The sequence below is a fragment of the Marinobacterium alkalitolerans genome (genome assembly GCF_017776525.1).
Classification (GTDB): Bacteria; Pseudomonadota; Gammaproteobacteria; order Pseudomonadales; family Balneatricaceae; genus Marinobacterium; species Marinobacterium alkalitolerans.
Window position 1 is genome coordinate 35,189 of sequence record NZ_JACVEW010000001.1, and the last position, 25,299, is coordinate 60,487.

Sequence of the window (25,299 nt, forward strand, 5' to 3'; positions counted from 1 at the left end):
AATTCCATATTCAGGGTATAGAAGATGTCAGAACTGGAACACAACGATCCGCTGGTGATTGCGGGACAGACCTTTCGTTCGCGCCTGCTGGTAGGCACCGGAAAATACAAGGATATGGCGGAAACGGGCGCCGCGATTGAAGCCAGTGGTGCTGAAATCGTCACCATGGCGGTGCGTCGGACCAATCTGGGCCAGAATCCGGACGAGCCCAACCTGCTGGATGTCATTAGCCCTGAGCGCTATACCCTGCTGCCCAACACGGCAGGCTGCTATACCGCCGACGATGCCGTGCGCACCTGTCGTCTGGCCCGTGAGCTGCTGGACGGCCACGACCTGGTGAAGCTGGAAGTGCTGGGGGATCAGAAAACCCTGTACCCGAATATCGTGGAAACCGTCAAGGCGGCGGAAACGCTGGTCAAGGATGGCTTCAAGGTGATGGTGTACACCAACGATGACCCGATTGTCGCCAAGCGACTGGAAGAGATCGGCTGTGTGGCCGTGATGCCGCTGGGCTCGCTGATCGGCTCCGGTCTGGGCATCCAGAACCCGCACAACATCCGCCTGATTCTGGAAGAGGCGCAGGTGCCGATTCTGGTGGATGCAGGCATAGGTACACCCTCTGAAGCCGCCATGGCGATGGAAATGGGCTGTGCCGGCGTGCTGGTCAACTCGGCCATTGCCGGTGCGCAGAATCCGGTGTTGATGGCACAAGCGATGCAGAAGGCAGTGCAGGCCGGCCGTGAAGCGCATCTGGCTGTACGCATGCCGCGCAAGGCCTATGCCAGCGCATCTTCGCCGCTGGAAGGCGTGATCAACAACTGAACGTAACGAGACAGGGCGCGCTGGCGCCCTGAATGTGAACAACGACATGACAGACGAACAGAAACCGATCCGTCGCGTACGCAGCTTTGTGGTGCGTGCCGGCCGCATGACCGAAGGCCAGCAGCGCGCGCTGGATGAGAACTGGCCACGCTACGGCCTTGAACTCGGCGACGGTCGTATTGACTATGCCGAGGTGTTTGGCCGCGAGGCGCCGGTGGTGCTCGAGATCGGCTTCGGCATGGGTGATTCCCTGATCGAAATGGCCAGGCATGCGCCCGAGAAGGATTTTATTGGCATCGAAGTGCATCCGCCGGGTGTCGGCCGCCTGCTGGCCCGTGTTGCCGAGGAAGGGCTGACCAATATTCGCGTGTACTGTGATGATGCGGTTGAGGTGTTGGCACAGTGTATTCCGGATGACAGTCTGGATACGCTGCAGCTGTTTTTCCCGGACCCCTGGCCGAAGAAGCGCCACCACAAGCGCCGTATCGTTCAGCCGGCCTTTGCCCAGAGCATCCGCAAGAAACTGCGAGTGGGCGGCTGCTTCCACATGGCGACGGACTGGGAAAACTACGCCGAGCACATGATGGAGGTGATGTCCGCCGCCGAGGGCTATCGTAACCGGGCCGGTGAGGGACAATACTCGCCTCAGCCCGAATGGCGTCCGGTCACCAAGTTTCAGCAGCGCGGCGAGCGCCTGGGGCACGGTGTCTGGGATCTGATGTTTGAACGCACCGAATAAGCTGCACAAGGAGCCTGCCATGACCACGTCATTGACTGTATCACACACCTCGCTGGACTACCGTGCTGCTCTGGCAGCCGTGACCGCCGCGGCGGAAGAGGCCGAGCGCCAGGGGGTGAGAGTGAGCATTGCCGTGGTCGGGCGCGCCGGACAGCCGCTGGCGCAGCTGAGCATGAATGATGCCCCGCCGCAGACCTCTCAGTTGTCATTGCGCAAGGCGCGGACCTCGGCGGGTTTCAAGGTGCCCAGCAACTTCTTTCGCGACAGGAACGCCGAGGATGTGCACCTGCTGGCCGCACTGGATACCCATCCGGATCTGCTGATGCTGGGCGGTGGCCTGCCGGTGATGCTGAATGATGAGTGTGTGGGGGCCGTCGGTGTATCAGGCGCCTCGCAGCAGCAGGATATCGCCTGTGCGCAGGCCGCGCTTGCGGTGCTGGGAATTGAGCAGGGAGGCTGACCACCCGATGCCAACACAGACACAACAGGGGGCTGGTTCAGCCCCCTTTTTATTGATGGCGGTCGTGTCCGCTGTCCTGATGGGGACCATCGGTGTGATCTCCCGTTACGCGGGCCTGAGTGCCGAAACCCTCACATTCTACCGCCTGGGGCTGGGGGCCGTGCTGATGCTGGCCTACCTGTTGCTGGTCGGGCAGGCGCGGCTGCTCTGGCACTGGCCGGGCTGGCGTGTCCTGATCAATGGCGGTCTGCTGTCGACGTTTATTGTCTGTTACGTGCAGGCGATGCTCTACACCAGCATGGCCAATGCGATCATGATGGTCTATCTGTCGCCGGTGACGGCCTCCATCGTGGCCCATTTCTGCATGGGTGAGCGCCTGAGCCCTGCGGGAATCGGCCTGATACTGCTGGCACTGTTCGGGTTTGCCATGATGATGGAGTTTCAGCTCAGCTTCGATAACCCGGAGGATGCGACCGGCATGCTGTTCGCACTGCTGGCGATGCTGGCTTATGCCGGCTTTATCCTGATGAACCGGATCATGCCCGCCCGCGTGCATACCTATACCCGGTGCTGGTATCAGCTGCTGGCGGGTGCCCTGTGCATGTTGCCGTTGATGCTGCAGCAGGGGGAGAGTATCTCGACGGCCCAGTGGGGCTGGCTCTTCATGGCCGGTCTGCTGCCGGGCTTTCTGGCGATCCTGTTTGCGGTGGTGGCACTGCGGGAGCTGCCGGCGGCCACCTTCGGCACCCTGGCCTACATGGAGCCGATCGCGGTGGTCACCTTTGGCTGGGTTCTGTTTGACCAGTCCCTGAACCTGATGCAGCTGTCCGGCTGTGGTCTGATTCTGGGCTCGGGGATCGCCCAGGCGCTGCTGAGCCAGCGCCAGGAGCGAAAGTTGCGGGCCCGTCTGGCGGCCGAAGCCTGATTTACCAGCGATCACCCGCACCCTAATGCCCGTGGCCATGTCCCCGGTGTGCCGCCTTGCGGGCCTGGAGTTCGGCCATTTTCTGCTCCTGCTCCGGGGTCAGAATGGCATAGAGTGATGCCTGAAAACTGGCTCTGGCCTGTATCCGCTCGGCCAGTTGCTGCTGCATCTCGGTGATCAGTGCCTGCACCTGCTGCTGATAGTCCGCCGCGTTGGGGTCCAGTGCCTGCAGTCCGTGCATCCGCTTGCCCTGCCCCGGGTGGTCAGCCCGCTGGGCAGCCTGATCGTTGAACAGCGCCTTCAGCGATGCCGTCTGTGCCGGGTCCAGGTCCAGCCGCTCCGCCAGCCGGTCGGCATGACGCTCGGCGCGCTGCATTCCCTTGTCACAGCCCTCTTTCTGCCCGGCATAGGCCAGAGCACTGCTGCCGGCGACCAGTGACAAGGCCAGTGTTGTTACCACCCATTTGCGTGTTTTCATGGGAAATGCCTCCTGTGTTGATGTAGGGGCAGTATGCGGAAGACGTGCGCAAAGTTGTGTGCCGACGGGGTAAAGTTAGGTAAAGGTCGTTCGGAAGCAGGCATCCGCGCCCTAGAATGATGGCAGGAGGAAAGTATATGCAACATCAGACTCAAGCCCGGCTGCTGCTGGTGGATGATGATCCGGAACTCTGTGCCATGCTGTCGGAATACCTGTCGCACGAGGGCTATCAGGTTGCCTCGGTGCATTCGGCACAGGCCGCACTGGACGTGCTGCAGGCGTCGCCGCCGGATCTGATCGTGCTGGATATCATGATGCCGGGCATGAGCGGGCTGGAGCTGCTGCAACAACTGCGCCCCCGTCTGGACGTGCCCGTGCTGATGCTGACGGGCCGGGGCGAGGCCATCGATCGGATTCTGGGTCTGGAGATGGGCGCCGATGATTATCTGTCCAAGCCCTGCCATCCGCGAGAGCTGTCGGCACGGATCAAGGCCATTCTCCGGCGCTGTGCCGGGGGCAATGGCGAGCGCACCGAGGAAGCCGGCGCCTTTCCTCGGCGTGTTCTGCAAGCGGACAATCTGGTGCTGGATCCGGGCCAGCGGGAAGCAACTTATGACCATGAACCGCTGCACCTGACCAGCGCCGAGTTCAACGTGCTGGCCTACCTGATGCAGCATGCCGGACAGGTGCTGAGCAAGGAGGACCTGACCCGCTGGGTCCTGCACCGGGAGCTGACCGCCTATGACCGGGCCATTGATGTACACGTGAGCCGGCTGCGTCAAAAGCTGGCGGCCGTTGCAGCGGATGGTGCCGAACGGATCAAGACCGTGCGCGGGCAGGGCTATCAGTTTGTCAGGAGTCTGGCATGAAGTGGTACCAGCGTCTGTTCTGGAAGATGTTTCTGGTGATCTGGCTGGTCAGTCTGGTGGGCATGGGCGGGACCTTTCTGCTGTTAAGCAGCCGTTACGATCAGGACCAGCGCCTTGCACTGCTGGAGGCGCGTGCCCGTGGTCAGGCCATGCTGATGCTGGAGCGCTATGAAGCGGGCGTGAAGGACTGGTATCGCCTGCCGGGCCGGCATCGCTCGGTGCCTGTCTGGTTGTACGACACCGAGCGTGAGCAGCCCCTGCTGCCGCAGCTCGAGCGCCCGTCACATCGATCCCTCAAGCTTTCCTTGACCACGGACAGCGGGCACGAATACCGCGCCTGGGTGGCATTGCCTCGCGAGGCGTTCATGGTGGAACGGCTGCTGGGACGCCTGTTTTCGGTGCAGATGGTACTGATTCTGGTGGTGTCCGGCTTGTCGGGCCTGCTGCTGGGGGCTCTGGTGGTACGGCCGATTCGGCGCCTGCGGGATCATGTGCGTGACCTGCATCAGGCTCAGGACCTGACCCTCAGGGCCGATGCCGGGCTCAGTCAACGGCAGGACGAGATCGGTGAGCTGACCCGTGAGTTTGACTGCATGGTCGAATCGGTAGAGCAGACGCTGCTGGCACGTCAGCGCCTGCTGCAGGATGTGTCACATGAACTGAGGGCACCGCTGGCCCGGCTGCAGGCGGCCGCCGGTTTGATCGAGCAGCGCCTCACGGCGGATGACCCGATGATGGCGCGCATCAACCGTGAATGCGAGCGTCTGGATGCGCTGATCGGCGATATTCTCAGTTTCAGTCGGGAGCAGGCGTCAAAGGCTCCCGAGCGATTTTCACTGTCGGCCCTGTGCCGGTCGCTGGCAGAAGACGTGCAGCTGAGGCAGCCCCAGCGTCCCTTCAGGCTGACGCTGCCCGACCGGGAGGTGTTCTGGCTCGGTCGACGTGAACTGCTGCTGCAGGCACTGCAGAACGGTATCGAAAACCTGCTGCGTCACACGCCTGCGGACAGCGCAGCATGCCTGCTGCTGGAGCAGAGGGCGGATGGCCGACTGGACCTGCGCTTGCAGGATACCGGCCCCGGTGTCGATCCCGAGGTGTTGCCGCGCCTGTTTGAGCCGTTCGTCCGTGGCGATCAGGGGGATGGCTTCGGGCTGGGCATGAGCATTGCCCGCCGTGCCGTGGATCAGCAGGGTGGCACGCTCAGTGCGTGCAATCGCCCGGAGGGCGGTTTTGAATTCAGGATCCAGCTGCCGCCGGCAGGCTGACCAGCCGCACCTGATCACCCGCACTCACGTCCAGACAAGCGGCCACCTCCGGCAGCAGATGCACCCGTTTCAGGTTCGGTTGCACCCGGGCCTGGGTGCAGCGAAAGTGCTCGCATTGGGTATTGCTGATCAGGAATGGACGTGCGCTGGCGGGCGGCGGTGTCGAGTCGATGACCACCTCCACACAGCGGCTGCGGGCGATGGCATGAATCTCCTCCGGCCGCGCCGCCAGCGTGGGGCCCGCGTCAAAGATATCCACATAGTTTTCATACCGGAAGCCCTGTGACTTGAGCAGCTGGCAGGCGGGACGGGTGTTCGGATGTACTTCGCCAATCACCGCCTGGGCAGCCTCCGGCAGCAGGTGAATGTAGATCGGATGCCGGGGCATCAGCTCGGCAATGACCACCTTGTTGCCCGAGCCGGTCAGGAAGTCGGCCTTGCGATAGTGCATGGAGAAGAAGTGTTGCCCCAGCCCTTCCCAGAACGGGTTGCTGTCGTCATGGTCGGTAAAACCGCGCATTTCGGCAATAACCCGATCGGCAAAGCGCTCCGGGTGCTGTGCCATGAACAGGAAGCGGGCACGGGAGAGCAGACCGCCCCCGCCGCTGCCACGGCTGTCCGGGCGCAGAAACAGGGAGCAGAGCTCCGAGCTGCCGGTGTAGTCGTTACAGAGGTACAGGGTGCGGAACTCGTTGTAAATGCCCAGTTCATGTGAGGCATGTACGATGGTGCCGATGTGGTAGTGATACCAGGGCGCGTCCAGGCCCACTGCAGCGGTGACGCCGCTGGTACCCATTACCTCGCCGGTCTCCGTGTCTTCCAGCACGAACAGGTAGGTCACCGGTGCCGGCTCGTGGGTGCGCTCAAAGGCGTCGATCGACTGCCTCAACTTGGTGTTGAGCAGTTCCGGGTTGTCCGGCAGTGAGGTGAAACCGGGGCCGGCCTCACGCGAAATCTGCTGCAGCAGGCCTGCATCGCCTGCTCTGATCGGTCGTACTCTCAGCATCCTGGCCTCCTGCGTCACCGGGTCCGTTTTCAGTATAGAATAGAGGCGTACAGCCGAAATGCCATCCCGGATCGGCTGACCGTATGATCAAGTCGCGTCACATGATGAGGGTTCACCATGCAGAAAAAACTGTTCAGTTTGATGGCCAGTCTGGGGCTGCTGCTGGCGTTTGGTCTTCAGGCCGGATGCAGCACCATTGAAGGGGCTGGGAAGGATTTGTCCAAGGCGGGCGAAGCGATTCGTGAAGCCGCGCAGGATGCGCAGAACTGATAGACGGGTTCATCAAGAGCAGGCCGGCCCTGAAGGCCGGCCGGCCAATCAGAGGGCGTCCGGGCCAGTCTCGCCGGTACGGATACGCACCACCTGCTCCAGCGGCATGACGAAGATCTTGCCATCGCCAATCTTGCCGGTGTTGGCAGTCTTGCTGATCGCCTCAATCACCTGATCGAGCATATCGTCGTCGATGGCGACCTCAATTTTGACCTTGGGCAGGAAGTCGACCACGTACTCTGCACCACGGTAGAGTTCCGTGTGGCCTTTCTGGCGGCCGAAGCCTTTTACCTCGGTCACGGTTACGCCCTGAATGCCGATATCGGACAGGGCCTCGCGAACGTCATCCAGCTTGAACGGTTTAATCACCGCTGTGACGAGTTTCATCATTCAAGTCCTCGCAATGTTGGGGCAGTCCCAGTGTACCCACCGTCGTTCGGTGGAGACTCCTTGGGCGCCAGTATACCCATAATCAAAAGGCTGCGCATAATCTGCGCAGCCTGAAGGGAGTATCCGGTAGCGGGTTTACTTCTTGCCGCCGGTAAATTCCGGGTAGGCTTCCATACCACACTCGGCCAGGTCGACCCCTTCGTACTCTTCTTCTTCGCTGACACGGACACCCATGACCGCTTTCAGAATCATCCAGACCACCAGGCTGGCAATGAAGACCCAGCCGAAGATGGAGACGATACCCAGCAGCTGAGCGCCGAAGGTTGCATCACCGTTGTTCATCGGTACGGCCAGCAGGCCCCAGATACCGACTACACCGTGCACGGAGATGGCACCGACCGGGTCATCGATACGCAGCTTGTCCAGCGCCACGATGGAGACAACCACCAGAGCACCACCGATCGCACCGATCAGGGTAGAGGCCAGCGCGCTCGGAGACAGCGGATCAGCCGTGATGGCGACCAGACCGGCCAGAGCACCGTTCAGCGCCATAGTCAGGTCCGCCTTGCGGAACCACAGGCGAGCAACGATCAGGGCAGCGATCACACCACCGGCAGCGGCAGCGTTGGTGTTGACGAAGATTTCGGCAACGGCGTTGGCTTCACCCACATCAGACAGTTTCAGCTCGGAACCACCGTTGAAGCCGAACCAGCCCATCCACAGGATGAAGGTACCCAGAGTAGCCAGCGGCAGGTTGGCACCCGGAATGGCGTTGATTTCACCATTCTTGCCGTATTTGCCCTTACGAGCACCCAGGACCAGAACACCGGCCAGAGCAGCAGAAGCACCTGCCATGTGGACGATACCGGAACCGGCGAAGTCAGAGAAACCGGCTTCGCTCAGGAAACCACCGCCCCAGGTCCAGTAACCGGAAGTCGGGTAGATAAAGCCGGTCATGACGACGGCAAAGGCCAGGAACGCCCACAGCTTCATACGCTCGGCGACGGCACCGGATACGATGGACATGGCGGTTGCCACGAACACGACCTGGAAGAAGAAGTCGGAACGCATGGAGTAGTAAGGTGCGTCATCGCCGCCGGCCAGAACGGCATCGACCGCGTTTTCATCACCGATCAGTGCACCCAGGCTCGGCAGCACGCCACCGGCATCTGAGCTGTACATGATGTAGTAGCCACACAGCAGGTACATGGTACAGGCGATGGCGTAGAGGGCGATGTTCTTGGTCAGAATCTCGGTGGTGTTCTTGGCACGCACCAGACCCGCCTCGAGCATGGCAAAACCGGCCGCCATCCACATCACCAATGCACCACACATCAGGAAGTAGAAGGTATCGACCGCGTACTTCAGCTGGGTCACATCCCCGGCTGTTGAGTTCAGCAGTTCTTCCATTGTTATATCCTCCAGAGATAAACGGAATCTTGGTCAAGTGGACTTATAGCGCGTCGTGGCCGGATTCACCGGTTCGGATGCGAACCACCTGCTCCAGCGGTGTCACGAAAATCTTGCCGTCACCGATCTTGCCGGTGTGCGATGCCTTGCTGATCGCTTCCAGCACCTGATCGACAATGTCGTCTGCTACGGCCGCATCGATACGAACCTTGGGCAGAAAGTCGACAATGTATTCGGCGCCACGGTACAGCTCGGTGTGGCCTTTCTGGCGCCCGAACCCCTTGACTTCGGTAACGGTAATCCCCTGAACGCCGATGTCGGACAGGGCCTCACGTACATCATCCAGCTTGAACGGTTTGATGATCGCTGAGATCAGTTTCATCGTTGTGTCCTCTAGGCTATGCGTTGATCCGGACATCCCGACATTCAGGATGCTGGCGCTATGCCCGGTATAAGCGAAGGTTGTGCCAAGTAGTTTTTTTTGCTGTTTAAACAGGTGGTTACGATGAAATATGCTTAACAGAGGCGGGCGGGCTTCAGATTGGAGCAGAAAATATTGCACCAAACTGGTGCGTGTGCTCTTTTGGTGCGCGATGGCCGGTCTGACCTGAGCCCCAATCTGGTTTATAGTGGGCGCATCAGCTGACCACTTTGATGGAGAGACCCATGATTCACCAGAAACTGATCGACAGCCTGTCCGGTCAATTCAATCAACTCCTGGCGGGGCGCCCTGACATTCCGGGCCAGCAGGAGCTGCAGGAGCAGATGCGCAGCCTGCTGCAGGGCACCTTTGCACGCCTGGATCTGGTGACGCGGGAAGAGTTTGATGCCCAGCAGGCGGTGCTGATGCGGACCCGTGAGCGTCTGGAACAGCTGGAGCAGCGTCTCCAGGCACTGGAAGCGCCCGCCGCCGCCACAGACGACGCGCCGACGGAAGGCTAACCCCAGGCGTCACCCGAAATACGCGACACAAGGATGGTGTCATGTCACTTGCCGTTGTTCAGACCCGGGCACAGCTCGGGATCAGTGCGCCACCGGTTTCGGTGGAAGTACATCTCTCGGGGGGCCTGCCCTCCATGTCCATTGTGGGCCTGCCCGAAACGGGCGTGAAAGAAAGCCGTGAGCGGGTCCGCAGTGCCCTGATTACGGCGGGGTTCGACTTCCCGCAACGCCGCATCACAATCAATCTGGCACCCGCCGACCTGCCCAAGGAAGGCGGACGCTATGATCTGGCCATTGCCATCGGCATCCTGTCCGCCTCCGGACAGCTCAAGGGCTGGAAGCCGACCCCCGACCTGGAAGTGTTGGGCGAACTCTCCCTGTCGGGCGAGATTCGCTCGGTTCGCGGGGTGCTGCCGGCGGCGGTGGCAGCCGGCCGCCTTAAACGCACTCTTGTGGTGCCTCGCGACAATGCCGAGGAAGCGGCAATGGCAGAAGAGGTGGAGGTGCTGGCACCGGTACACCTGATTGAGCTGGTCGAACACCTGCTGCGGCGTCGGCCGCTGGCGCCGGTGGTGGTGTCCGAATCGGATGTTGGCCTGGTCGACATGCCGGATCTGGCCGAGGTCAAGGGCCAGCTGCAGGCGCGCCGCGCACTGGAGGTGGCGGCCAGCGGCGGCCATAATCTGCTTTTTTCAGGACCGCCGGGGAGCGGCAAGAGCATGCTGGCCGCGCGACTGCCCGGGCTGCTGCCGGATCTGGCGGCTCGCGAGCGGATGGAAGTCGCGGCAATCGCCTCCATCTCGGGGCGCGATGTCCGCCCGGCCTGTGACGGTGTCCGACCCTTTCGGGCCCCTCACCATACCGCCTCGGCGGTGGCACTGGTGGGTGGCGGCAGCCATCCGCGGCCGGGTGAAATTTCGCTGGCGCATCAGGGTGTACTGTTTCTGGACGAGTTGCCGGAATTTCCGCGTCGGGTGCTGGAAGTGCTGCGTGAGCCCATGGAAACCGGTGAGATCCTGATTTCGCGCGCCATGCGCCAGACGCTTTACCCGGCCCGGTTCCAGCTGGTCGCAGCCATGAACCCCTGTCCCTGTGGCTATCACGGCGATGGTACGGATCGCTGCCTGTGCACGCCGGACCAGATACGGCGTTACCAGCAGAAAATTTCCGGTCCGCTGCTGGACCGTATCGACCTGCAACTGCATGTGCCGGCGCTGCCGCCTGACGCTCTGCTGGCACCGACTCAGCCCGGTGAAAGCAGCGCCGAAGTACGCCAGCGCGTGGTGCGGGCCCATGAACGTCAGCTGGTGCGTCAGGGCTGTATGAACCGGGATCTGGGCGGCACCGTTTTGGAGCAGGTCTGCGGTCTGGACGCGGATGGACGGGTGCTTTTAACCCGTGTCATGGAGCGCTATCAGCTGTCGGCACGCAGTTGTCATCGCATTTTGAAGGTCGCACGCACACTGGCCGATCTGGCGGGGCAGTCGAGGGTAGAGGCCGCGCAGCTGCTGGAAGCGCTGGCGTTCAGAGGGTGTGTTGATGACGCTGACGCCGGCTGAGCAGCGTCAGAAACTGATCCAGCGGGACAGGGCGGCTGAAGAAGTATCCCTGTACCTGATCACAGTCGTGTCGAATCAGGAATTCGAGTTGGGCGCGCGTTTCCACCCCTTCCGCAATCACCTGTTTTTTCAGGTTGTGGGCCAGGTTGATGATGGCGCGTACAATCTCTTCATCGTCCGGGTTGCCGGGAATCCCGTCCACGAAGGACTTGTCGATCTTGAGGGTGGTGATCGGCAGCTTTTGCAGCAGGCTGAAGGAAGAATAGCCGGTACCGAAGTCGTCCAGTGAGAACTCCACACCGCGCTGGCTGAGCTGCTCAATGGTGCTGCGGACATGCTCTTCATCATTGCAGAGCGCCGTTTCCGTCAGCTCGAACTCCAGTGCATGGCTCGGCATCTTGTGTTCATCCAGCAGTCGCTCGATGGTGGAGGCCAGGTAGCTGTCCTGGAACTGACGGAATGAAAGGTTGATGCCGATGCGACCGGCAAGACCGGCTTCATGCATGGCCGGCAGGGCCTGTCCGGCCGCCTGAATGATCCAGTAGCCCAGCGGTACGATCAGGCCCGAGGTTTCGCAGCTGGGGATAAAGGTGTCCGGTGGCAGCAGGCCGCGCTCCGGGTGCTGCCAGCGGATCAGGGCTTCGGCTCCGCAGATCTCGCCCTGGCGCAGGTCGATACGCGGCTGGTAGAACAGTTCGAACTCTTCGCGCTGCAACGCTCGCCAGAGCTCAGGGTCATAGCCCTCCAACGACAGGTCGGGCTTGGGCGGAAGCTTGGGCGTTTCCGCATGTCGCTGCTGCAGGGTGCAGTAGCGCAGAATGCGTCGGATCGTGTCCGGGTTGCTGCTGGGCAGGTGCAGGTAGTCATTCAGCGGATCGTCGAGCAGGGCCCCCCAGAGTTCCATATCCGGGGCCTGCTGGAGCAGCAATACGGCCGGTACACTGGGATGCACATGGCGAGCTTGATCCAGAGCATCATTGGCCTGTTCGGGATCGGCTACATCCAGCAGCAGAATGGGTTGGTGAAGGTGTTGCAGAACAGAAACGGTTGGCTTGATGGAGTCGAAGTAGTGGAGCTGACCGCCCCACCAGGGTGTCAGCCAATCCTGCCAGCAGGCCTCCAGATTGCGGGAGGCACTGACCAGCACCAGAGTGGGCGTCGAGGCGCCCGAACGGGTCTGTGCGAATTCTGCCTGCATGGTACTTCCTCCCCCCTGCACCTTGGCGCATGGGGAACTGAGTTTATCAGGGGGCCATGTCATAATAGGCGACTACTTTGATCGCCGGACGAGGTTAGCACGCTTTGCCAGCAGGCTGAACTCCCGGGCCGTCGATCCCGTTTTCCAAGCAGCAGCTGAAAGGTTATCGGCCGCTATGGGGCCGGGTTGAGTTTTTTTGAGGTGTCATGAGCAAATTAAATCCACGTCAGCGCGAAGCGGTGCACTACATTGGCGGCCCTCTGCTGGTGCTGGCGGGGGCCGGCTCCGGCAAAACCAGCGTGATTACCCGCAAGATCGCCTGGATGGTCCGGGAGGCAGGGTTTGAGGCACGCCGTATCGCGGCCGTGACCTTCACCAACAAGGCGGCACGGGAAATGAAGGAACGTGTGGGCCAGTTGCTGCAGGGCGGTGAGTCACGCGGGCTGACTGTATCAACCTTTCACAACCTGGGCTTGTCGATCATCCGCCGGGAGCGCAAGCATCTGGGGCTCAAGTCCGGCTTTTCGCTGTTTGACGATCAGGACAGCAAGGCATTGCTGCGTGACCTGCTGCTGCAGAATGATGAAGATACCGACCAGCTGAACGAGATTCAGCATCGTATTTCCAACTGGAAAAACGACATGGTCACGCCGGATCAGGTATTGGCGGCGGCAGAAGGCCCCGCCGATATTCTGGCCGGACACGCCTACGAAGCCTATGAACGCCACCTGCGGGCCTACAACGCGGTCGACTTTGATGACCTGATCCTGTTGCCGGTACAGCTGTTCAGTGATCATCCCGAGGTGCTGGAGCGCTGGCAGCGCCGCATACAGTACCTGCTGGTGGACGAATATCAGGATACCAACCTGTCCCAGTACCGGCTGGTGCGCCAGCTGGTCGGCCATCGCGGTGGGCTTACCGTCGTGGGCGATGACGATCAGTCGATCTATGCCTGGCGAGGGGCGCGACCGGAAAACCTGGCGCAGCTGCAGGTGGATTTTCCCAGTTTGAAAGTAGTGAAACTGGAGCAGAACTACCGCTCGACCAGCCGCATTCTGAAAGCGGCCAACACACTGATCGCCAACAACCCTCACGTGTTCGAGAAAACGCTCTGGAGCGAAATGGGGTATGGCGAGCCCATCCGTGTCCTGCACACCCGTAACGACGATGCGGAAGCCGAGCGTATTGCCACCGAAATTCTGGATCGGCATCTGCGTCAGCGGATTGCGTTTCGCGACTTTGCCGTGCTCTATCGCGGCAACCATCAGTCGCGCCTGATCGAGATGAAGCTGCAGAATTATCAGATTCCCTACAAGCTCAACGGGGGCACCTCGTTTTTTGCCCGCGCTGAAATCAAGGATCTGATGAGCTACCTGAAGGTGCTGATCAACCGGGATGATGACAACGCATTTCTGCGCATCATCAACCTGCCCCGGCGTGAAATCGGGCCCAGCACGCTGCACAAGCTGGGTGAATATGCCTCGGCACGGGAGATCAGCCTGTTTTCGGCCTGCGGCGAGTTGGGGCTGGAGCAGCAGTTGCAGCCTCAGGCGGTCGAACGACTGCGCCGTTTCTGCGCACTGATGGACGAGCTGTATACCCGCTGCCAGCAGGGCGACCCGATCGAGGCGATCCATGCCCTGATCGATCAGATCGATTATGCCGGCTGGATTCGCCAGAACGCCTCCAGTGAGGTGGTGGCGGAGAAGCGGATGCAGAACGTCTATTTTCTGGTGGAATCGCTGGGCAGTACGCTGGAGCGGCTGCAGGAGGATGACCCCGAGGCCGGCATTGAAGAAGCGATCGCGCGGCTGGTGCTGCTGGACATGCTGAACCAGCAGGATGAGGAGGACGACACCGACAAGGTGCAGCTGATGACGCTGCACGCCTCCAAGGGGCTGGAGTTTCCGCACGTGTTTCTGCTGGGCATGGAAGAGGAGCTGCTGCCCCATCGCAACAGCATCGAAATGGATACCATCGAAGAGGAGCGGCGGCTGGCGTACGTGGGTATTACCCGCGCACGGGAAACCCTCACCATGACGCTGGCCAAACAGCGGCGCCAGTTTGGCGAGTGGCAGGAGTGCATGCCCAGCCGTTTTCTGGACGAGCTGCCGACCGATGATCTGGAACACGAGGGGCGGGGCGATGACCGCCCGGAACAGAATCGGGCCAAGGGACGGGCGACACTGAACAGCCTCAAGGGGATGTTTGACGACCTGTGAAACGCAGGGGCAGTCGCAGCCTGAACCGGGTGCCTTTGCCCGGTGCGCTGTCCAGCTGTATGGAGCCTTTCAGCAGTTGCGTGACCCATTGATGTACCAGATGCAGCCCCAGCCCGGTGTGCCCTTCACTGCGGCCGCTGGTCACAAAGGGATCGAACAGTCGGGAGTGCTCTTCAGCGGGGATGCCACGGCCGTTGTCACTGATACTCAATTCCAGCTGATCGCCTGACAGCAGCCGTCCTTCGATCCGAATATGGCCAGCCTCACCCGGTTGGAAGGCATGCTCAAGGGCGTTCTCAACCAGATTCTGCAGTACCTGCGACAGCAGTCCCGGGTGGCTGAACAGCTCGCACTCGGGTATGTCCAGTGTCAATTTCACCTGGCCGTGCTTGAGCCTTGGCTTCAGGCTGTTGGCCAGATCGTTCGTACAGTCGCGCAGCCGGAAGGTCACGGGCTCATCCAGACTGCGATCCACGGCCAGCCGCTTGAAACTGCGCACAAGGCCTGCAGCGCGCTCCAGATTGCGGTGTGCCAGGCGGAAACCTTCGTCCGCATGTTTCAGGTAGGCATGCATCTGGTCTTCGGTCAGTTCACCCTGATCAACCGCCTGCTCCAGCTTGTGCAGAGAGTCCTCCAGCGATGTGAGGGTGACCAGAGTGCTGCCCGTGGGGGTGTTCAATTCATGTGCCACGCCCGCGACCATCATGCCCAGAGAAGAAAGCTTGCGGGTTTCCACCAGCTCATTCTGCAACTGTTGCTGACGTTCCAGCGACAGTTTCAGCTCCTGATTGGCCTGTCGCAGTTCGGATTGCTCCTGCCTCAGATCCTTCAGCAGTTGAAGACGGCTGTCTTCCCCCTTGGCGACCCGCCACAGAAAACCGCCGCCGGTGAGCAGCACCAGTGCACTGATGGCCGCCGTGGGCAGGGCGATACTGCGTCGAATCTGAGCCAGGGTATCCGGTGAACCGGACAGAATAAGGTGCCAGTAGCGCTCCTCTGATGGCAGCGGCTGGATTCGGCTATGGCTCCAGATATGTCCGCCCGAGCGCTCTCCGCGGTGGTTGGCCTGCTGACGGATTTGTTGCCAGAGTGCCGGCGCCGCCTGCGCCAGCGACAGGTAGGGCTGGTCATACAGAAACCCCCATTCACGCCAGGGTGCAGGATGGACCAGCCAATAGCCTTGTGCGTTCAGCAATTCAATTTTCCGGTCGGGCTGCTGCAGTTCGCGCAGCTCCTTGAACAGTTCGGTCAGCGAGAAGTTGATCACCAGTACGCCGGGTTTCAGGCCGTCTACCGGGGTCGTGCGCATGGCCGCGCGCACCGTCGGGACCGGCGGCATGGCCAGCACCTCCTGCTCGACATTCAGGTCCAGTGGCGACAGGTAGATCTCACCGGGTGCCAGTCGCAGCGCCTCCCGAAAATAGTAGCGGCTACGCTTGTTCTGTAGCTGTGTATCAGAAACAGGCTGTGCGCCCTGTGGCGACAGGTTGACGCGAACCCGCTCCTGGCCCTGATGATCGAGCCAGCGGATCTGGGAGATCAGCGCCGAGGCCTCGCCAAAGCGGCTGAAATGCCGACTCATTAGAGTGATATCGAGTGGGCTGTCCAGTTGCAGAGAATCTCTGAAAGCAACGCTTTGTTGAAGGATGCGGGTCAGCTGGGCCAGATAGCCCAGTTCCCGATTGAGGCGAGCGCTGAGCCGGTCAATGAGCGTTGTCTGGGTACTGATCACCGGCTGCAGCTTGAGCCGGTACAGTTCGCTGTAGGTCACCCCGGCGGTGATGCCGGTGACCAGCAACAGTGGCATAAACAGGGCCAGCCAGATCAAGAACCGCCGGCGCTTGCGCTGTATTACGGCGATGAGGAGTCCTCCCGGCTTGCCTCGCTGCCATAATGCTCCCGCGCGTACTTGAGTGCCTCTTCAAGCGGCAGTGGGCGGGCAAAGAGAAAGCCCTGGCCGGTGGTGCAGCCGCGGGATGTCAGGACCTGCTGCTGATACTCGGTTTCAATGCCCTCTGCCACCACTTCAAAGCCGAAGCGCTCGCTGAGTCGCAGAATCATTTCGACCACATGCAAGGCATCCTCGGATTCACCCAAGCGGCTGACGAACGCGCGGTCAATTTTCAGCGTACTGGCAGGCAGGTCCGTGATATGCGAAAGGGAGGAATATCCGGTCCCGAAATCGTCAATGCTGATACCCACCCCGATCTGACGCAGTTTGTGCAGCTGCTGTGCCGTCTGTTCGTACTCTTCCATCACCTGTGTCTCGGTGATCTCCATATCCAGCAGCTCGGGGGAGCCGGAAGCCTCGATACGGGTCAGCAGGTGTTCGAAATACTCCGGGCTGAGCAGGTCCAGCGTCGAGGTGTTGAAAGCCACGGGTACGGGGGTACTCTGCTCCTTCAGTCTTTGCACGAATGCCTGTGTCATCTCGAACACCTGGAAATCCAGTTCGTTGATCAGCCCTGCCGTTTCGGCCAACGGGATGAAGACGCCGGGTGAAATCGGTGTGCCGTCATGGTCGGTCCAGCGGGCCAGTGCTTCAAAACCTTTCAGAGTACCGCTCTGCAGGCAGACCTTGGGCTGAAAGGCCAGGGTAAAGGACTTCTGGTCCAGCGCCTGACGCAGCTTGTCCAGCAGGAGCTGGCGCTCGCGCATCTGCTGTTCATGGCTGGGGTCATAGGTCACAAAACGCTTGCCGTCACGCAGCGCCCCTTCGACCGCCAGCTCACCCAGCCGAAGGACCTGCTCGGCAGGGCTGTCGATGCAGTCTTTCAGCTGGACCACGGAAGTGATGGATTGAATATGATGGGTGGCACCGTCAATACAGAAGGTGGATTGCAGCGCTTGTTGAATATCGGGATGGATCTCGGCTGCAGGTGCCAGCAGGGCGCAGTCGTAGCGATCCAGCCGTGCTACCAGTGCAGGGCCTTCGCAAAGTGACTTCAGCCGTTCAATCAGGGCGCGTAGCACATCATCGCAAAAGTCCTCACCGAAGATCAGCGCCGCGTCATTGAGTTCGTGCAGCCGTACCGTGATAAACAGGTGCTGCTCACTTTCGGGGGTGGTCATCTGCCTGAGTGCACGCTTGAGGTAGTTGCGATTGGGCACTTCCAGCAGGGTGTCCTGATAGGCCAGCCGGTTCAGGCGGTTATAGAGTGCGATGTTACGAAAACCGGTGCTGATGTTCTCGCAGAACACCTCCAGCAGGTTGATTTCTGCCTGCTCCAGCGCTCGATCCGTTTGCACCACTACAAGATAGCGATTGTCACCCTGCTCGGCTTCGACAAAGTTCAGGACGGTATAGCTCGGCATGTAAATATGCTGCCTGCTGCCCAGTGCCTCCTCAATTGTGCCGAGCATTTCCCGGTCTGCGATATGCTGCAGGGAGTGGTTTTGAAGGCCTGCGAATTTGCCACTGGCGGCCATGACATCAGATTCATCCAGCCCCGCATCCTGAGGCTGAAGTGCACAGACAATTCCGCCGGCCTGAACATCCAGCAATGAACCCAGGTGCGACAGCACGGACTGGGTGTATTGCTGCAGGTCGCGCTGCTGGCTGAGTGACTGGGAGGCATCGACGATGATCTGCAGGCCCTGCCGTGCGCGCTCGAGCTGGCGGGTGCGGTCCCAGGTGCGGATGTTGCCGTTCATCACCGACAGCAGATGGTCGTGAGTCAGGTCCGACTTGCACCAGTAATCGTCGATATCGTAGTGCCGCATGATATCGGTGCGGGGGGCCATGCCGGGCTGGCCGGTCAGCAGTACGATGCGCACCAGCTGGTTGCCGATGAACTCCCGGATCGTGCTGACCAGCTTGAGGCCGGCATCATCCTCTTCCATGACCACATCCAGCAGGATCACGCTGATATCAGGGTGTTCCGGAATAATCCGTGCCGCTTCCAGTGCCGAGCGGGCGGTCATTAATTCGATGGGACGCTCATCCACCTGCAGGGAAGCACAGGCATGCTTGAGAGAGGCCTGGTAGTCCGGGTCATCCTCGACACTCAGAACCTTCCAGGGGGGCAGTGATGCGCTCGAGCGTGCCTTGGCAACGTCAGGCGACTTGAATTGAAACAGCTGACTCCTTGGCATGGGGGGGGCACCATTCGCATTAAGGCTGTTAAGTCCGATATGGGAAAGTGTGGACCCGTCAGCGCGAAATGCAAGAAGTCAGCTGTTATTTTATTGCGACACTTATCCGTACACTGCGGTTGGCAGCCAGGTCGCCAGCCCGGTTTGCCAGGCCAGCAGCGCCAGCATGGCCAGCTGGATCAGGATAAAGGGCACCACGCCTTTGTAGATCTGGCCTGTGGACACATGCTCGGGCGCGACCCCCCTGAGATAAAAGAGCGCGAACCCGAACGGCGGTGTCAGGAACGAGGTTTGCAGGTTCAGTGCCAGCATGACGCCCAGCCACACCGGATCCAGCCCCATGCTCAATAGAATCGGTGCCACGATCGGGACCACCACGAAGGTGATCTCGATGAAATCGAGGAAGAAGCCGAGCAGGAAGACGATCAGCATGACGATGGCCATGGCGCCGAAAACGCCGCCGGGCAGGTCATGCAGGAAGTCGCGCACCAGATCGTCACCGCCATAGCCGCGGAACACCAGCGAGAAGATGGACGCGCCGACCAGGATGATAAACACCATGGAGCTGACCTGGGTGGTGGAGCGCATCACTTCATTCAGGGTTTTCAGGTTGAAGGCGCGGCGCATGACGGCCAGCCCCATGGCTCCCACTGCCCCCACGGAGGCGGCCTCGGTCGGGGTTGCGAACCCGCCCAGAATGGAGCCCAGTACCAGCCCGATCAGGACCACCGGTGGTACCAGTGCCTTCAGCGCCCGCAGCCAGAGGTTGGTGATCTGGTTCAGCTCTTCCTCCGGAATGGCCGGAACCGCACGCGGGCGGGTGATTGCGACAAACACCATGTAGCCGATATACGCGACTACCAGCAGCAGGCCCGGAATCAGTGCGCCCAGGAACAGGTCGCCCACGGTCACGGTTTCCGGTGAAAAGATGCCCTGGTCGATCTGTGACTGCTGATAGGCAGAGGAGATCACATCGCCCAGCAGGACCAGTACGATGGAGGGCGGGATAATCTGGCCCAGTGTGCCCGAGGCGCAGATGGTGCCGGTGGCAACGGCGGGGTCATAGCCGCGCTTGAGCATGGTCGGCAGTGACAGCAGGCCCATGGTGACCACGGTGGCACCCACGATACCGGTGCTGGCCGCCAGCAGCATGCCCACCAGCGTCACCGAGATACCCAAGCCGCCGCGCAGGGTGCCAAACAGGGCTGCCATGGTATCGAGCAGTTCTTCGGCAATGCGGGATTTCTCCAGCATCACGCCCATGAATACGAACAGGGGAACGGCGATCAGGACCTCATTGTTCATCACTCCGAACACGCGGTTGGGGACGGCTTCCAGAAAAACCGCATCAAAGTGCCCGGTCAGGGTGCCGATGGCGGCAAACAGCAGGCCGGTACCCGCCAGAGAGAAGGCGACGGAGTACCCCATAAGCAGCACGACAATGGCGCCTGCAAACAGCAGCAGTGGCAGTAGTTCGGTCACAGGGCATGCTCCTCTTCAGCCGGTGGCAGGTGAGCCTTGCCGGTGAGCACCAGCAGGCTGCGCAGCAGTTCCGCGATGCCCTGCAGCACCATCATGGCCGGCATGGCCAACAGGGCTGACTTGAGCACATAGCGATAGGCGATGCCGCCCGCCTCCTGAGAGCCTTCTTTCAGTGACCACGAGGTGGCCACATACTCCCAGGAGATCCAGAACAGGAAAATACAGACCGGCAGCAGCAGGAACAGGGTGCCGATCAGATTGATGATGGCTTTGCCTTTCTCGCCCAGGGGGCGGTAGATGATATCGACGCGTACATGACCGTCATGCTTGAGGGTGTAGGCAGCGCCGAGCAGGAATACGAAACTGTGCATGTACACCACGGATTCCTGCAGGGCGATGTTGCCCTGTTCAAACACATAGCGCATGACCACAACGACAAACGTCGCGACAACCATGAACAGCGTCAGCCAACTGATCAGGCGACCGGTCCATTCACTGAACCCGTCCAGCAGCCGGATCAGGGCAGCAGCAGGGTGGGGGTGATTCATTGCTCTTGTTCTCGTTATTAGTGGGTAAACGGGCTCGAGTATATCAGGTAATTCCGTGGGGGGAGCAGCCCCCGCCCCTACTGCTCGGGCCTGCAAAGCCGTACAATAGTCCGACCGTCACCAAGTGGAGAAACCCCATGACCGAACTGCTCAATCTTGAGCCTGAGCTGGAGACTTTCGAGCCCTGGCAGCTGACCGCCTTTTCGGCTGCAATGACCGAACGCATGTTTCCCAACTTTGCGCTCTTCGCACGTTTGGTTGAGTTCGGCGATGCGGCCAAGCTGCGCCAGATTCTGGATGGTGTCTGGGACAGCCTGACCGGTCGTGCCGGGAAGATGAACTTCGAGGTCCAGCAGGAAGCCGTTGAGGCCAATATGCCGGACCTGGAAGAGTACGACATGTACGGTGCTCTGCCGGCGCTGGACGCGGTTGTCGCCCTGAATGCGACCCTGAGCTGCATTCTGGAGAAGGACGTCAGCGCGGCGGCCAGTATCGGGCAGCTGTCACGTGAATGTGTCGCCACCTTTCTGGAAGTGACCGAAGGGGATGACCAGCTGTCTGATGAAGAGCTGGTCAAGCTGATCAACACCCATGACCTGATGCTGGCTGAAGATGACTTCCGCGAAGAGGTGATCGAGCGCGTGCGTGGTCAAAAACACCCCAATGCCGAATGGGTTGCCTCCCTGCGTGAACTGGCACGCAACGAGGGTGTCAGTAACATCGGCATCAGCGACGACGACTGATGCTGCTGCGCTTGGGATTGATCTTGCTGGTGGTGCCGGCCCTGCTGCTGATGGGAGGCTACCTCTATGACCTGTCGCTGGCCGATGCCTGCCTGGATCAGGGCGGCAGCTGGGACTATACCGCGGCGCAGTGTGACAGTGCCGATGCGAACCATCCGTTCGTGCCCTTCATGGTGCGCCACCCGTTGTGGGTGAACGGCGGCATGCTGCTGTCGGTGCTGGGTCTTTTCTTGTGTATTGCCGGGTTGTATCGACGCCGCATGTAAAGGGAGCAGGTTGGATGGTGAAAAAAATCATAGCGGCGCTGGTATTGATACCGGCTCTGATCGGGGTACTCCTGTGGCAGGTCCAGCCGGACTGGTGGCAGGCGGCGAAGGCTGCCTGGCTGGAGGAGTTCAACGCTGAGCGAGCCCAGCAGGCGGCGGCCTGGCGCAACGACGGTCTGGCGTTCGGGCGTGCCAACAGCCAGTCGGACTGCCTGGACAAGGCGCTGACGGAGTTTGACGGCTGTACCGGCTTTGAGTGCACCGTGAACCATGGCCGCTTCCTGAACGCCTGTCTGGAAACGGCGGCCGCCAGTGACGGGTTCTGTGAAGGGGTGCCCGAATTCCGCGAAGAACCCACGGAAGACGATAAGAGCTGGGCCAAGTATGCCTGCTGGGACCGCAACATTCGGGGTGAAGGTTGCCGCCTGTTGATGCGCCAGCAGGCGCTGTTTTGCTCGGGCGGCAATGTGCCGGGCGCCGCGGATTCAGGCAGCGCCCAATAGATCAGCGGATGGTCAGGACCAGTTTGCCACGGGTATGGCCCTGAGCGCTGAGACGGTGTGCCTCGGCGGCCTGCTCCAGCGGCAGGCTGTCGGCCAGTGTCAGCATCACCTTGCCGCTGGAAGCCAGCATGGCCAGTTCGTGCAACTGGGCCGCATCCGGGCGGGCACGAATACCACAGACTTTCACGCCTTTGGCTTCACCGGCGGCGATCACCTCGGCAGCGGTAACCGACGGCAGCGTCACCATGCGGCCGTGCGGGTTCAGACAGTCCAGCGCCTTGATGGCGGCCTCGCCTCCCACGCCGTCGATGATCAGATCGGCATCGTGAATCAGGTTCTCCACATGCTGGCGGGTGTAATCAATGATGTCATCACATCCCAGGCTTTGCAGGAACGCCTTGTTGGTGCCTGAGGCGGTCCCGATCACGTAAGCCCCCTTGCACTTGGCCAACTGTGCGGCCAGATGGCCCACGCCGCCGGCCGCGGCCAGCACCAGTACGGATTGGCCGGACTTGAATTCGCCGGCTTCAAACAGGGCTTGCCAGGCGGTCAGGCCCGCAAGGCCAAGCCCGGCGGCCGAGACGGGGTCCAGCGCAGCGGGACGCAGGCAGATCTGGTCTGCCGGGGCCACCAGATATTCGGCATAACAGCCGGCCGCATGGGGGAAATTGGTGAAGCCCAACACTTCATCACCCGGGCGGAACTGGTCGACCCCCTCACCCAGTGATTCCACGGTACCGGCGAACTCCCAGCCCGGGCAAAAGGGCATAGACTCAATAAAGCTGCTGGCGCCTCCGCCGGAGCAGGTTTTCCAGTCAATCGGGTTTACCCCTGCCGCTCGATTGTGCACCAACACCTCGCCGGGGCCGGGAACTGGGCAGTCGATTTCCTCCAGGCGGAGCTGCTCAGGGCCGCCAAAGTCATGGATGCGAATGGCTTTCATGTTAATCTCTCCGGTTTATTGGCCCGCGGTCGGCATGGCCGTTTATGCGGGTAGCATAGTTCAAGAGTAAATGGATCCGGCCTGATCTGGCAATCTTTGCAGCGAGGAGGAGTGATGAAAGGCAATCCCGTCCATGGGGCCAGTTATCTGTTGCGGGGCGCGGCCATGCTGCCTCAGCCCGGCTTGAGACGCTTCGTATTGGTGCCGTTGTTGGTGAACGTGCTGCTGTTTGTAGGAGCGATCTGGCTGCTGATCGAGCAGTTCAGTGTCTGGGTCGATTACTGGCTGAGCTTTGTGCCGGACTGGCTCGACTTTCTGTACTGGCTGTTCTGGCCGCTGTTTGCGCTGGTCGTGATGGTGGGCGTGTATTACGGCTTTTCCATCGTGGCGAATTTGATCGCGGCGCCGTTCAACGGCTTTCTGTCGGAAAAGGTGGAGCGGCAACTGCGGGGCGATCCGATCACGGATGAAGGCTGGATGGCCGTGCTGGCGATGATTCCGCGTGCCCTGCAGCGTGAGCTGCACAAGCTGGCGTATTACCTGCCGCGCTTTCTGGTGATACTGGTGCTGACATTCATCCCCTTCATTACGCCGCTGGCCCCTCTGCTCTGGTTCCTGTTCGGGGCCTGGATGATGTCGATTCAGTACTGTGACTATCCGATGGACAACAACAGGGTCAGCTTCAGGCAGATGAAGGAGCTGCTCAAGGCGCGCCGGGTGACCTCGGTCGGGTTTGGCGCTCTGGTGCAGCTTGGCATGCTGATCCCGGTCGTCAACCTCATCGTGATGCCGGCGGCCGTGATCGGCGCCACCCTCTACTGGGTGGAAGAATATGCGGGGGAGAGCCGCGAGCTTACTCCGCGCGTCTGACCGGGACCACCATGTCGGGCGGGAAGTGGCAGGTAAAGGTGCTGCCCTCGCCCGGCACACTTTCGATGCTCAGGTGGCCGTCGTGCCGCACCAGCACGTGCTTGACGATGGCCAGTCCCAGTCCGGTGCCGCCGCTGGCGGAGGAACGGCTCTCGTCGATACGGTAGAAACGTTCGGTCAGGCGCGGGATGTGCATGGGTTCAATGCCGATGCCGTCATCGGTGACGGAGAAGTGCCCCCCCTGAGTATCCGCCCACCAGCGCAGTGTAATGGTGCCGTTGTCCGGCGTGTAGCGCACGGCGTTGAACACCAGGTTGGAAAAGGCGCTTTGCAGCTCGTTTTCCTGCCCCAGCAGATCGTATTCCGGGTCGATATCCAGCACGAAACGGTGGCCACGTTCGGTCGCCAGCGCTTCGCCATCTTCGTGAATCTGCCGAATCAGGGCGTGAATCAGAATCGGGTGCTCGTCACTGATATGCTGGCTGGCTTCCAGTCGCGACAGCAGCAGGAGGTCGGTGACCAGGCTCTCCATGCGCCGAGCCTGCTGCTGCATCTGATTCAGGCCACGCATCAGCGGCCGTGGCAGTTCCTGATCGAGGAAGGTTTCCAGATAGCCTCGGATCACGGTCAGCGGGGTGCGCAACTCGTGTGAGGCGTTGGCCACGAAGTCCTGACGTGTCTGCTCCAGCCGGACCAGTCGCGTGATGTCACGTGCGACCAGCAGGCGGTCCTGATCACCGAAGGTGCTGATCTGGTACTGCAGGCGGATATCGCTGTTTACCGGTGAGGGCAGCTCCAGCGGTTCCTGGTAGTGCCCCTTGCGGTAATAGCGCACGAAGCGCGGGTCACGCAGCAGGTTCATCAGTGGCTTGCCGCGGTCGGAGGTGGCCCTCAGGCCCAGCAGGCGGTCTGCCGCCCGGTTCCACCATTCCAGGTTGTGCTGGTTGTCGACGATGACGATGGCATCGGTCAGGGCTGCCGAGGACTGCTGGAAGCGGGAGATGATGCCGCGCAGGTACTGCTCACGGGCACGGCCGCGTTTCTGCATCCGGGCCAGCTCGTCAAACAGCTCGCCCCAGGCGCCCCGGGCTTCCGGTGGCTCGGCACCATCCTCCCGCTGCAGCCACTCGCTGAGCTGATTGAAGCGGCGAATCTGGTAGGCGGCCCACACCAGCAGCCCGACACTGAACCCCGCCAGCGCGTGGCCGAGCAGGGCCCCTGTGGCCAGGCCAATCAGGCCGCACAGCACCAGTTTGATCAGCAGTGCATGCTGGGGTACATGCATGAAAGGACT

General features: G+C 61.1%; 26 protein-coding genes. 14 read left to right on the plus strand and 12 right to left on the minus strand.

What is annotated here, in order from left to right; all coding sequences use genetic code 11:
- Window positions 1-24 precede the first annotated feature (24 nt).
- The 4 genes from H9C73_RS00200 to H9C73_RS00215 are packed head-to-tail and all read left to right on the plus strand — an operon-like array spanning window position 25 to window position 2,946.
- The gene (locus tag H9C73_RS00200; RefSeq protein WP_209285758.1) at window positions 25-822 is read left to right on the plus strand and encodes a thiazole synthase; all 798 of its coding nucleotides are present in this window, start codon (window positions 25-27) and stop codon (window positions 820-822) included.
- Window positions 823-868: 46 nt separating this feature from the next.
- Window positions 869-1,561: a tRNA (guanosine(46)-N7)-methyltransferase TrmB gene (gene trmB / locus H9C73_RS00205; protein ID WP_209285759.1), complete on the plus strand. Its 693-nt coding sequence runs from the start codon at window positions 869-871 to the stop codon at window positions 1,559-1,561.
- 19 nt (window positions 1,562-1,580) lie between these two features.
- On the plus strand, window positions 1,581-2,021 hold the full coding sequence (locus H9C73_RS00210; RefSeq protein ID WP_209285760.1) for a GlcG/HbpS family heme-binding protein: 441 nt from the start codon (window positions 1,581-1,583) through the stop codon (window positions 2,019-2,021).
- A 7-nt stretch (window positions 2,022-2,028) separates the two neighbouring features.
- On the plus strand, window positions 2,029-2,946 hold the full coding sequence (locus tag H9C73_RS00215) for a DMT family transporter (protein ID WP_209285761.1): 918 nt from the start codon (window positions 2,029-2,031) through the stop codon (window positions 2,944-2,946).
- Window positions 2,947-2,968: 22 nt separating this feature from the next.
- On the opposite strand, the gene H9C73_RS00220 is transcribed toward H9C73_RS00215, so the two are convergent.
- The gene (locus H9C73_RS00220) at window positions 2,969-3,424 is read right to left on the minus strand and encodes a Spy/CpxP family protein refolding chaperone (RefSeq protein ID WP_209285762.1); all 456 of its coding nucleotides are present in this window, start codon (window positions 3,422-3,424) and stop codon (window positions 2,969-2,971) included.
- A 137-nt stretch (window positions 3,425-3,561) separates the two neighbouring features.
- On the opposite strand from H9C73_RS00220, the gene H9C73_RS00225 reads away from it, so the two are divergent.
- Both H9C73_RS00225 and H9C73_RS00230 read left to right on the plus strand, forming a co-directional pair.
- Complete coding sequence (locus H9C73_RS00225; protein WP_209285763.1) at window positions 3,562-4,293, plus strand: response regulator transcription factor; 732 nt, start codon at window positions 3,562-3,564, stop codon at window positions 4,291-4,293.
- Window positions 4,290-5,558: a sensor histidine kinase gene (locus tag H9C73_RS00230; protein WP_209285764.1), complete on the plus strand. Its 1,269-nt coding sequence runs from the start codon at window positions 4,290-4,292 to the stop codon at window positions 5,556-5,558. The genes H9C73_RS00225 and H9C73_RS00230 overlap by 4 nt, the downstream gene beginning before the upstream one ends.
- Here H9C73_RS00230 and astA read toward each other — a convergent pair.
- Window positions 5,530-6,564, minus strand: coding sequence for an arginine N-succinyltransferase (astA, locus tag H9C73_RS00235; RefSeq protein WP_209285765.1), 1,035 nt, complete (start codon window positions 6,562-6,564; stop codon window positions 5,530-5,532). The two genes, H9C73_RS00230 and astA, sit on opposite strands and share 29 nt — an antisense overlap.
- 117 nt (window positions 6,565-6,681) lie before the next feature.
- On the opposite strand from astA, the gene H9C73_RS00240 reads away from it, so the two are divergent.
- On the plus strand, window positions 6,682-6,834 hold the full coding sequence (locus H9C73_RS00240; RefSeq protein WP_236013988.1) for an entericidin A/B family lipoprotein: 153 nt from the start codon (window positions 6,682-6,684) through the stop codon (window positions 6,832-6,834).
- Window positions 6,835-6,882: 48 nt separating this feature from the next.
- Here H9C73_RS00240 and glnK (H9C73_RS00245) read toward each other — a convergent pair whose 3' ends face one another.
- From glnK (H9C73_RS00245) to glnK (H9C73_RS00255), 3 genes are all read right to left on the minus strand, one after another.
- A complete protein-coding gene (glnK, locus tag H9C73_RS00245; protein WP_209285766.1) occupies window positions 6,883-7,221 on the minus strand; it encodes a P-II family nitrogen regulator in 339 nt (112 codons plus the stop codon).
- Window positions 7,222-7,359: 138 nt separating this feature from the next.
- Window positions 7,360-8,634, minus strand: a complete 1,275-nt coding sequence (locus tag H9C73_RS00250) for an ammonium transporter (protein WP_209285767.1) — start codon at window positions 8,632-8,634, stop codon at window positions 7,360-7,362.
- Between the two features lie 43 nt (window positions 8,635-8,677).
- Window positions 8,678-9,016, minus strand: a complete 339-nt coding sequence (glnK, locus tag H9C73_RS00255) for a P-II family nitrogen regulator (RefSeq protein ID WP_010324569.1) — start codon at window positions 9,014-9,016, stop codon at window positions 8,678-8,680.
- A 284-nt stretch (window positions 9,017-9,300) separates the two neighbouring features.
- Here glnK (H9C73_RS00255) and H9C73_RS00260 point away from each other — a divergent pair, with 284 nt between their 5' ends.
- Both H9C73_RS00260 and H9C73_RS00265 read left to right on the plus strand, forming a co-directional pair.
- The gene (locus H9C73_RS00260) at window positions 9,301-9,576 is read left to right on the plus strand and encodes an accessory factor UbiK family protein (RefSeq protein WP_209285768.1); all 276 of its coding nucleotides are present in this window, start codon (window positions 9,301-9,303) and stop codon (window positions 9,574-9,576) included.
- Window positions 9,577-9,617: 41 nt separating this feature from the next.
- On the plus strand, window positions 9,618-11,135 hold the full coding sequence (locus tag H9C73_RS00265; protein ID WP_209285769.1) for a YifB family Mg chelatase-like AAA ATPase: 1,518 nt from the start codon (window positions 9,618-9,620) through the stop codon (window positions 11,133-11,135).
- Here the strand turns inward: H9C73_RS00265 and H9C73_RS00270 are convergent.
- Entirely contained in the window at window positions 11,101-12,333 is a 1,233-nt protein-coding gene (locus tag H9C73_RS00270) for a putative bifunctional diguanylate cyclase/phosphodiesterase (RefSeq protein WP_209285770.1), read from the minus strand. The genes H9C73_RS00265 and H9C73_RS00270 overlap by 35 nt on opposite strands.
- A 206-nt stretch (window positions 12,334-12,539) precedes the next feature.
- Between H9C73_RS00270 and rep the strand changes: the two genes are divergently transcribed.
- Window positions 12,540-14,555, plus strand: a complete 2,016-nt coding sequence (gene rep, locus H9C73_RS00275; protein ID WP_209285771.1) for a DNA helicase Rep — start codon at window positions 12,540-12,542, stop codon at window positions 14,553-14,555.
- On the opposite strand, the gene H9C73_RS00280 is transcribed toward rep, so the two are convergent.
- The 4 genes from H9C73_RS00280 to H9C73_RS00295 form a co-directional block, all read right to left on the minus strand.
- On the minus strand, window positions 14,530-16,362 hold the full coding sequence (locus H9C73_RS00280) for a sensor histidine kinase (RefSeq protein WP_209285772.1): 1,833 nt from the start codon (window positions 16,360-16,362) through the stop codon (window positions 14,530-14,532). The two genes, rep and H9C73_RS00280, sit on opposite strands and share 26 nt — an antisense overlap.
- Before the next feature lie 44 nt (window positions 16,363-16,406).
- Window positions 16,407-18,650 (minus strand): putative bifunctional diguanylate cyclase/phosphodiesterase, encoded by a 2,244-nt coding sequence (locus H9C73_RS00285; RefSeq protein ID WP_209285773.1) that lies wholly within the window; start codon window positions 18,648-18,650, stop codon window positions 16,407-16,409.
- 102 nt (window positions 18,651-18,752) lie between these two features.
- Complete coding sequence (locus H9C73_RS00290) at window positions 18,753-20,132, minus strand: TRAP transporter large permease (RefSeq protein WP_209285774.1); 1,380 nt, start codon at window positions 20,130-20,132, stop codon at window positions 18,753-18,755.
- Window positions 20,129-20,680 (minus strand): TRAP transporter small permease subunit, encoded by a 552-nt coding sequence (locus H9C73_RS00295; protein ID WP_209285775.1) that lies wholly within the window; start codon window positions 20,678-20,680, stop codon window positions 20,129-20,131. The genes H9C73_RS00290 and H9C73_RS00295 overlap by 4 nt, the downstream gene beginning before the upstream one ends.
- 137 nt (window positions 20,681-20,817) lie before the next feature.
- On the opposite strand from H9C73_RS00295, the gene H9C73_RS00300 reads away from it, so the two are divergent.
- Genes H9C73_RS00300 through H9C73_RS00310 form a run of 3 tightly spaced genes read left to right on the plus strand, consistent with a single transcriptional unit; the run spans window position 20,818 to window position 22,192 of the window.
- Complete coding sequence (locus tag H9C73_RS00300; protein ID WP_209285776.1) at window positions 20,818-21,423, plus strand: YjaG family protein; 606 nt, start codon at window positions 20,818-20,820, stop codon at window positions 21,421-21,423.
- On the plus strand, window positions 21,423-21,689 hold the full coding sequence (locus H9C73_RS00305; RefSeq protein ID WP_236013989.1) for a hypothetical protein: 267 nt from the start codon (window positions 21,423-21,425) through the stop codon (window positions 21,687-21,689). The genes H9C73_RS00300 and H9C73_RS00305 overlap by 1 nt, the downstream gene beginning before the upstream one ends.
- A 14-nt stretch (window positions 21,690-21,703) precedes the next feature.
- Window positions 21,704-22,192, plus strand: a complete 489-nt coding sequence (locus tag H9C73_RS00310; protein ID WP_209285777.1) for a hypothetical protein — start codon at window positions 21,704-21,706, stop codon at window positions 22,190-22,192.
- 1 nt (window position 22,193) lies between these two features.
- Here H9C73_RS00310 and H9C73_RS00315 read toward each other — a convergent pair whose 3' ends face one another.
- Window positions 22,194-23,135 carry an NADP-dependent oxidoreductase gene (locus H9C73_RS00315; RefSeq protein WP_209285778.1) on the minus strand — a complete coding sequence of 314 codons (942 nt, stop codon included), beginning with the start codon at window positions 23,133-23,135 and terminating at the stop codon, window positions 22,194-22,196.
- 114 nt (window positions 23,136-23,249) lie between these two features.
- Between H9C73_RS00315 and cysZ the strand changes: the two genes are divergently transcribed.
- Window positions 23,250-24,005 (plus strand): sulfate transporter CysZ, encoded by a 756-nt coding sequence (gene cysZ, locus H9C73_RS00320; protein WP_209285779.1) that lies wholly within the window; start codon window positions 23,250-23,252, stop codon window positions 24,003-24,005.
- Here the strand turns inward: cysZ and phoR are convergent.
- Window positions 23,989-25,290 (minus strand): phosphate regulon sensor histidine kinase PhoR, encoded by a 1,302-nt coding sequence (gene phoR / locus H9C73_RS00325; protein WP_209285780.1) that lies wholly within the window; start codon window positions 25,288-25,290, stop codon window positions 23,989-23,991. The genes cysZ and phoR overlap by 17 nt on opposite strands.
- Window positions 25,291-25,299 lie beyond the last annotated feature (9 nt).